This is a genomic window from Rhizorhabdus argentea, assembly GCF_037861105.1.
GTDB lineage: Bacteria > Pseudomonadota > Alphaproteobacteria > Sphingomonadales > Sphingomonadaceae > Rhizorhabdus > Rhizorhabdus argentea.
Map to the genome: position 1 here is coordinate 1 of NZ_JBANFK010000056.1, position 2,164 is coordinate 2,164.

General features: G+C 59.3%; 2 protein-coding genes. Both read left to right on the forward strand.

Annotated elements, in window-relative coordinates; translation table 11 throughout:
• Window positions 1-104: 104 nt before the first annotated feature.
• Window positions 105-512, forward strand: coding sequence for a nuclear transport factor 2 family protein (locus AAC645_RS20345; RefSeq protein ID WP_340318405.1), 408 nt, complete (start codon window positions 105-107; stop codon window positions 510-512).
• 486 nt (window positions 513-998) lie between these two features.
• Entirely contained in the window at window positions 999-1,904 is a 906-nt protein-coding gene (gene cysD / locus AAC645_RS20350; RefSeq protein WP_340318406.1) for a sulfate adenylyltransferase subunit CysD, read from the forward strand.
• Window positions 1,905-2,164: the final 260 nt, after the last annotated feature.

Below are 2,164 nucleotides of genomic sequence, written 5' to 3' on the forward strand. Positions count from 1 at the left end.
CCATGCGACGACGATCTACGGGTCCCTGAAAGACCCGGAACTCGTCTTCATCCAGCATGGATGGGGCAGGAGCTCCATATTATATGGCAGACAGAGGGAAGAACATGACGTCGATCGAAGAGCAAAATCTGCAGATTGTGAAAGAGGCTTACGCGTCCAGCGCACGCGGAGAACCGCAAGGTTTCACGGCGAGCTTCACCTCCGAGACGGAAATCCACGAGGCTCCTTCGCTGCCTTATGGAGGCATCCACAAGGGCGTCCAGAGTTTTCCGTCACTTATAGGAAAGGTGCTGGAGCACTTCTCCAGCCTCAAGTTCACAAAGCACAACATCATTGCCAGCGGCGATAACGTCGTCTCGTGGGGCGTGCTCGATCTCGTCGGCAAGAAAACGGAAAAATCGGTCTCCATACCTCTGGTCGAGATCTGGACGATCGTCGATGGCAAAACACAGAAACTGCAAGTGGTATACGGCGACACTGCCGAAGCCCTGCGGGCTGCCGACCTCATCTGATGATGCGCCTGGCGCGCATGGCATGAAGCTCCATGCCATGCGAGCCAGGATCGACCTCCAACACAGAAGCTTGCTTGCCCTCATCGGCAAATAATCCGCGGCGATCAGACCCCGGTCTCGGTAGATTGGTCCAAAAGTTCACCACGCCTGCTGCAATCCAGCCCGTCATCGGGTGATCGGCGCAAATGACGCGGCGTTCGTCCAGCGCGCTGGCGGCCTTTTACCGTGGCGTCGCAGCTTGCCAGCAGAACGGCAACGCCATGTCCGGCAACCTACTACTACGCTGGTTTCTGTCGTGGCGCAGTGTGCCCTGATCTAAGCAGGGCAGATCGCGCTGGATTTTAGTGCTATTTCTGCCGCTATTTTCGTGATCTCGGGTCAGAATTGCACAGTTAACCGTTGCACATACGAAACGCGCAGATTTCCTTACTGCTTTTCAACATTTAATTTGAGGCGTGTGGGGCGCGGCTCCGATACTGACGACGCATGGCAAATAACATGACCCATCTGGAGCGGCTGGAAGCCGAGAGTATTCACATCTTGCGCGAGGTGGTGGCGGAGTGCGAGCGTCCGGTGATGCTCTATTCGGTCGGCAAGGACAGCGCGGTGATGCTGCACTTGGCGCGCAAAGCTTTTTATCCTTCGCCGCCGCCATTTCCGCTGCTGCATGTCGACACGACGTGGAAGTTCAAGGCGATGTACGAGCTGCGCGACCGGATGGCGCGCGAGAGCGGGATGGAGCTGCTGGTCTATCACAACCAGGAGGCGATGGACCGCGGCATCAATCCGTTCGATCACGGCCCTCTTCACACGGATATGTGGAAGACCGAGGGTCTGAAGCAGGCGCTCGATAAATATGGCTTCGACGCGGCGTTCGGCGGCGCGCGGCGCGACGAGGAGAAGAGCCGCGCCAAGGAGCGGATCTTCTCGTTCAGGACCGCTTCGCATGGCTGGGATCCGAAGAACCAGCGGCCCGAGCTGTGGAACCTCTACAATGCGCGTAAGGCCAAGGGCGAGAGCATCCGGGTGTTCCCGATCTCGAACTGGACCGAGCTCGACATCTGGCAATATATCCAACTCAACGACGTGCCGATCGTGCCGCTCTATTTCTCGGCGAAGCGCCCGACGGTCGAGCGCGACGGCATGCTGCTGATGGTCGACGACGACCGCTTTCCGCTGGAGCCGGGCGAAGTGCCGGTCGATCGCTCGATCCGCTTCCGCACGCTCGGCTGCTATCCGCTGACCGGCGCGGTCGAGAGCGAGGCGGCGACGCTGAGCGAGGTGATCCAGGAGATGCTGCTGACCACCACCTCGGAGCGGCAGGGCCGCGCGATCGACAAGGATGCCGGCGGCGCCGGCATGGAGAAGAAGAAACAGGAAGGCTATTTCTGACGCGATCCATCGGATCGCGTCATCCCAGCCCTTCGACTGCCTGCAAGGCAGCCGCTCAGGATAAATCCAGCGGGAGGCTGGAAGCTGGGATCTCATGCGGCAAGGGCGCACCTCCAAACGCCCGAGATGCCAGCCTTCGCTGGCACGACGGAGATATTGAATGACTGAGACCATTGCTGCCGGCGAGAGCGCCTATCAGGTCGACAAGCTGATCGCCCAGGACATCGATGCTTATCTCGACCAGCACCAGCATAAGAGCC

Coding starts and splice junctions, on each gene's coding strand:
- AAC645_RS20345 (WP_340318405.1), top strand. CDS start 105: ATGACGTCGATCGAAGAGCAAAATCTGCAGATTGTGAAAGAGGCTTAC.
- cysD (WP_340318406.1), top strand. CDS start 999: ATGGCAAATAACATGACCCATCTGGAGCGGCTGGAAGCCGAGAGTATT.